General features: G+C 35.5%; 4 protein-coding genes, 1 pseudogene and 1 riboswitch. Of the genes and pseudogenes, 4 read left to right on the top strand and 1 reads right to left on the bottom strand.

The annotated features are described in order from the left end of the window. Positions 1-694: 694 nt before the first annotated feature. A complete protein-coding gene (locus J7E63_RS07505) occupies positions 695-1,681 on the bottom strand; it encodes a helix-turn-helix domain-containing protein (RefSeq protein ID WP_215010885.1) in 987 nt (328 codons plus the stop codon). Between the two features lie 440 nt (positions 1,682-2,121). Between J7E63_RS07505 and J7E63_RS07510 the strand changes: the two genes are divergently transcribed. From J7E63_RS07510 to J7E63_RS07525, 4 genes and pseudogenes are all read left to right on the top strand, one after another. Further along, entirely contained in the window at positions 2,122-3,345 is a 1,224-nt protein-coding gene (locus J7E63_RS07510; protein WP_215010886.1) for an RNA-guided endonuclease InsQ/TnpB family protein, read from the top strand. Positions 3,346-3,472: 127 nt separating this feature from the next. Continuing rightward, positions 3,473-3,640 (top strand): annotated as a pseudogene (locus tag J7E63_RS07515) (GNAT family N-acetyltransferase); the annotation flags it as partial. A 122-nt stretch (positions 3,641-3,762) separates the two neighbouring features. Continuing rightward, positions 3,763-4,710, top strand: a complete 948-nt coding sequence (gene corA, locus J7E63_RS07520) for a magnesium/cobalt transporter CorA (RefSeq protein ID WP_215010888.1) — start codon at positions 3,763-3,765, stop codon at positions 4,708-4,710. Positions 4,711-4,907: 197 nt separating this feature from the next. Then, a riboswitch (purine riboswitch) is annotated at positions 4,908-5,011 on the top strand. A gap of 182 nt (positions 5,012-5,193) precedes the next feature. Beyond that, positions 5,194-6,072, top strand: a complete 879-nt coding sequence (locus J7E63_RS07525) for a 5'-methylthioadenosine/S-adenosylhomocysteine nucleosidase (protein ID WP_215010889.1) — start codon at positions 5,194-5,196, stop codon at positions 6,070-6,072. The last annotated feature ends 187 nt before the right edge of the window (positions 6,073-6,259 follow it).

Here is a 6,259-nt window from a genome sequence, read left to right on the forward strand (position 1 = left end):
TTTCCAGGAATGGGAATGAGTGGTTCCACAGGAATGGGAATGGGCGGTTTCCCAGGAATGGGGATGTAGCTGTTTCTCTAGAAAGGGTATACGTCTAATCTTTAACGAAAACCAAAGTTATCAATAACACCATTCAAGTATTCCAACGAGTAAAGAAAACAAGGCAAACATAAAGAATGATTCGTATAAGGTAATTATTACATCAATAGACAAGAAGGAAACTGTGATAACATCTAATTGATAGGTGGGGGTCTGCCACCGTTCAGTTAAAGCGGTAAAGTAGAAAAGCTTCTAGTGTGGACTAGAAGCTTTTTGCTATTTTAAATCAAATCCTCTGAAAAATTAAGTTCAATTTGAGGTTGATATTTTACATATATTGTCTAATAGCACAAAAGGTGTTTAAAATGGCACAAAACCCTATGAAAATGGCACAAAAGGTGTTTAAAATGGCACAAAACCAACTGAAAATGGCACAAAACCCTCCTAAAAATGCACAAATCAAAATTTCTTGATAAAAAGATCCATTTCAGACTTACATAGAGTCTTATTTGAAGCCAAAAACCCCCCAACTGGGAGGTTTTAGTTACATTATTTCATTTTTAATGTTAAATAATGCCAACTAATAAAAGTGAAATGGATACTTCTCTCAAAGTTTCTCTCTCACGTTGTCTTTTTTAGTTCAAACTACCAAATATTATTCTAGCTCTAAATGATCAAACGCAGCTTTTTTATATGCCCGGCTTAAGGTATGAGCTTTTTTATAAAGGACATTCTTTTTCCCATCGCTCATTTCTCCAACAAATTTAACGACAACTTTTCCCTTTAGCTCCGTCCATAATTGATTAAACTCTTTTATATAGGGTTTAACCGATCCTTCATAAGCATTTACATCAATAGCGATTCCTTTAGACCATGCTTCCTGGTCTGTCACGATAATGGCTTTGTTAATCTTTTTCTTTTTAATCAGTCTTAATGCGTCCAGTAGTGCTCGAAATTCACAAACAATAGATTTTGCTGTTTTGATATTTCTGACATTGGAGATACCAGTTGCTGTATCACAATTTACAATCAGAACCAAACCGGTCCCCGCATTGTGATTATTAAAATTGTAAGAACCATCAACGATAATAAAGGGTACCTCTTTAGGAATATTTAGACATAACGGCAGTAAATATTTTTTCTTTGAACTTCTAGCCGGAGGTGTTCCTTTCGGTATGACCACAGGTCCCTTCCGATAATGGTCGAGGATATCCTGAATATGAAAAAAATCCTTTTCGCCGACTCTTTCAAAAGGCATCCCTTTTTTACACAATCCCACCAATTTCTCTTTTGTGATCCGCAACGTTGTGAGGACGATATCTTCAGTTACATATTCTTCTAGGGTCCGTCCTTTTTTATCAATAAAGTCACTCTCTAACCGTTCCTGCGATGGTTGATAGGACTCCAGCCATTTCAATATCTCACTTTCCAGAAACCTGTATTCATTTCCAATCATATAGTGAGGCATTCCATCCTCTAGATAGACATTCATTTTAGCTTTTGATACTTTTAATTTCTGTATGATCTCTCCTTTTAAAAGTAAAGCTACTGGAGATTTTTGTTGTGTTTTACTAGCGATTACTCCCACCTGCGTTCTATACTTCTTCTGTTCTTTTTTTTGTGATGATATATAAATTATCAAAAAGCAGCGTAAAACCCCTAGCTTTAGATATGGGGATATAAGCTGTATTTTTGTTCGTTTTTTTAGGATAATGCAAGTAATTTTACTATACATTCTTTGAAATTCTTTGGTATAATGAGAATATATAAATAGAACACTTGTTCCTTTTGGAGAGGGGTGAATGATATGTATCGATCCTATAAAATACAAATTCAGCCGGAACATGAATTGTTCGACTACTGTGACTCACTCTGTTTTAAAGCGAAAAACTTGTACAATATCACCAACTACTATATTAGACAGGTTTACACTGCTTTAATAAAAGAAACAAGAAATGAAAATCAACTTCAAGTTCTAACAGATATTCAAGACCATTTACCTCAAATGAATAAAATTCGTCTAAAAAGTTTTGAGAGAGCCAAATCTAAGCCTAAAAAAATTGATATAATAATGGTCACGTTTTGGAGCCAAAACCAAATCTATTTAAAATGCCTCATCAAGAGAAAGCATTCCTTCCTTATAACTTTGTAGAAGCGCTGTTTAAAGTGATGAAACAAACCGATTACCTTTCTATGCCCTCTCAGTCTAATCAACAAACCATGAAAAAGGTATATGATGATTGGAAAAGTTTCTTCGAAGCCTCTAAGAAATATAAAACCATGCCTACTAGCTTTTCAGGAAAGCCAAAGATTCCTAAGTATAAACCGAAGAATGGACGTACGACTTCTTATTTAACCAATCAAATTACCAAAATTAAAAATGGAAATGTGCTTTCATTACCAGGAACTCCTCTTACATTAAAACTGGGGAAAATCGCACATATAGATGGTAAACTACAACAAGTGCGGATTGTCCCGACTTATGGCCGGTATGTAATGGAAGTCGTTTTTAAAAATGAAGATGAAAAAGAGATCAAACGATCAGAAAAACAATTAAATGAATGGATATTTGAGCCGAAACGAGTAATGGGTATTGATTTGGGCGTAGATAACCTGGCAACTATCATCGATAACACGGGGCTAAAGCCTCTGCTTATCAAGGGCAAATGGTTAAAATCGATCAATCAATATTATAACAAATTAAGAGCGAAATACATGAGTATCCTTCGAAATGGAAAAGGACCAAAGGAAGGGAAGTTTAACAGCACAAGATTAACTTCATTAGACCGAAAAAGGAACAATCGAGTCATGGATTTTTTCCATAAGGCCAGCGCAAAAGTGGTGGAGATTGCGAAAGAAAGAACCATAGATACGATCATCATTGGAAAAAATAAGGGTTGGAAGATGGAGGTTGATATGCAAAAGACTAGTAAACAAACCTTCATACAAATCCCATATGCCACTTTCATAGGAATGATTCGATACAAAGCAGAGCGAAATGGAATTCAAGTCATTGTTCGAGAAGAAAGCTATACCTCCAAGTCTAGTTTCTTGAATCATGACCCGATTCCAACTTACGGGGAAGAGCATCAAACTAATTTTAGCGGGTATAGAAGCAGTCGAGCCTTTTATAAAATCAAGGGTTCTAAGATTTTGATCCATGCGGATGTGAATGGAGCTTTTAATATTGTCCGTAAACATACCATGGATGTCTTCAAAGGACTGGAGAAAAAACAGTTCCTCCAATCCCCACGAAAAATAATCATCATAAAGAAAAGAAAAGCAAAGCTGAAGGCCTCGGTCTGATGTAGTAGCGGGACTTGTGGTAGCCCTCGTAAAGACAATGCGGCTTTAAAGCCTATTCTTTCGAAACCCCTAGCCTCAGCTATGGGGATACTCATGAACAAATGAGAAATGTTTCATGATAAGGTTGTTGCAAGAGGAAGTAAAGAATCAAGGAGTGGAGAATTTCTGGGTTTTTCCGATCAATGAGAGAGTCGAAAAGGTTTACTTAAAATATGGATTCCAAACGATAGCCAAACTAACTACTGGTCATGCATTTTTATCTGGAAAGAGTGTTAAGGAAATACAGGGAAGCTAATGGTTCGAAAGTTTCCCTCTGGATATATCAGTGCCTTTGGTTACCACTCGAAATTTAGCGAAGAGTGATAAGTTTTAGCGGTTAAATTAGAATGGCTGAAATCAATAAAGTGAGGTTTATGAATGATTTTTACCTATGCTATTACACAAGATAATCAGTTGATAAAAGAAGTAAAATTGGAGGATCTAAGGTCAGATCGGTTCAAATTTTATTGGGTGGATTTTGAGGAACCAACTAATGTGGAAACGCAGTTGTTAAGTGAATTTTTCCACTTTCATCCCTTGGCGATTGAGGATTGTCTGCATTTTATCCAGCGCCCCAATATGAATTATTATGATGGAGTCCTTTTCTTTGTTTTACATTCATTAAGTAAAACAATAAGGTGCGAGGAGATAGATGTTTTTGTAGGAGATAACTACGTCGTGTCCTTTCATAAGGAGAAGGATGAGGCGATAGATATGGTTAAGCAAAAATTATTTGCAAGTAAGGAAATGGGAAAGGTTGGACCATTATTTGTTCTACATAGCATTATTGATGAATTAGTGGATTGCTATTTTCCAATTTTGCATCAAATTGAGGATAAACTAAATGAATATGAAGAGAAGGAAGCCAGCAGTAAAAAAATCATCGAAGAGGTTTATGAGATTCGCAGAGAACTGATTCGGTTGCGAAAAACGATCATTCCAATGAGAGATTTGTTATACCGGATGATAAACTCGAAGCGGATTCAGGAAACAAAACAAATTCACCATTATTTTTCCGATATATATGATCACTTGATGAAGTTAACGGATATGGTTGCGTCTAATCAAGACGTTACTTCTGATATGAGGGAGAATTACATGTCTATTCAATCCAATCGCATGAATTCGATTATGATGACACTTACCGTTATAACAACCATTTTTATGCCACTTACATTTATTGTAGGCGTGTACGGAATGAATTTTGATCATATGCCAGAGTTACATTGGCACTACGGCTATTTTATCACTCTAGGAGTTATGGCGATCATTGTAATTGTAATGATTTTTTGGTTTTACAAAAAAGGCTGGTTATTTAAAAAGTAACAAACAACCAATATTAAGTAATTTCAGAGAGAGTAAAGTGCATGGTTACATATTAATCGGTATTGATGATATTTTGTATGATTTTCTCTCGGTTTTCTCGGTAATTTCTCCTAAACACGAACATTAAATAGTTAAAATGGATTAATATTCACCTTTTTATTGATTATCTATTTTATATTTGTTATATTAACATAGTAATCATCTTAAATATCATTACTCGTATATACTCGGTAATATGGTCTGAGTGTTTCTACCTGGTTCCCAATGAAAGAACTAGACTACGGGTTAAAGTATTTGGCTCTACGGCTTTTTTAGCCGTTGCCATGTTATCATTTAGCATATTTTTACATTTTTGCTAAATGAGCTATACTTTGACTCTTGTAGGTCTAGAAGGTAGAAATCCATTCTACATTTTCTAGACCTTTTTTATTGACCAAAATTTTCGAGTTTATTAAACATCAAGAGAAAAGGGAGAGGTTTTTTATGACAAACAAAATCTTAAAGAAATACGCTCCATTAGCAGCTATTGCTCTACTGTTCTTATTGTTGCTTGCATTACGTAATTCAGCTTTTCTAAATGAAACAGAGGTAGAGGGTGCTGGGAGGCCAATACTTATTCAAGGTCCAATGCCAATAGAGGCTGAAAAATTTGCACAAAAGTTAGAAAAAGTTAAAGTGGAAAAATCAGGGAATTTCATCTTTTACAAAGGAAAGCTGGACAATTATCCTGTAATCGTTGCTAAAACAGGTAAGGGAATGGAAAATACAGCAGCCGCTACAGCAGTGGCGATTGAAAAATATAACCCGATCGCTATCATCAACCAAGGTACATCTGGCGGACATGATCCGAATTTACATGTATTTGATATTGTTTTAGGAAAAAGAACGACAAATATCGGTTCCTTAAAAACAGAAAGTAAAAATGAAAACGAGGGAATGGATCCCACACAATGGATTCCGATGGACTTAATGGCTTCTGAAGGAAGCGGGTCAGATCCTAATGCTGAAAAAATCCGTTACTACGAGGGCGATAAGGATTTACTTGCAGCTGCTAATGCAGTAAAAGATACCTACACTAAGGGTAAAGTTGTCGAGGGTACAATCGGTTCAGCAGACGTCTGGAATAATGAAGTTGATCGAATTAAATGGTTCCATACGAATTACGGTACATCTGTAGAAGAAATGGAAGGTGCCGCAGCAGCACAAATGGCAAAAGCTTATGATGTACCATTCTTGGGTATTCGAGTACTGTCTAATAATAAAACAAATGGTGATAACTACAACCCGGATACGGCAGCAGCCAATCAAGAATATGTTTATGAAGTAGTTAAAAAATATATTTCTACTATTCAAAGCAAATAATATCGTAAAACTAAACAAACACCCTTGTCCAAGTAGACAAGGGTGTTTACCAGAAAGAAGATTGATTTTGTTCTAGGAACTTTTATGTTTTATATTAGCTGAAGACGAGAGCAAGCTGCTCTTTGTCTTTTTTTATTGGGAGAGCACTTAAAAGCTATTGATTCTTTTAACGGTTCCGGTCACGTAG

This window comes from Bacillus sp. ISL-75 (assembly GCF_018613095.1).

Coding starts and splice junctions, on each gene's coding strand:
- corA (WP_215010888.1), top strand. CDS start 3,763: ATGATTTTTACCTATGCTATTACACAAGATAATCAGTTGATAAAAGAA.
- J7E63_RS07525 (WP_215010889.1), top strand. CDS start 5,194: ATGACAAACAAAATCTTAAAGAAATACGCTCCATTAGCAGCTATTGCT.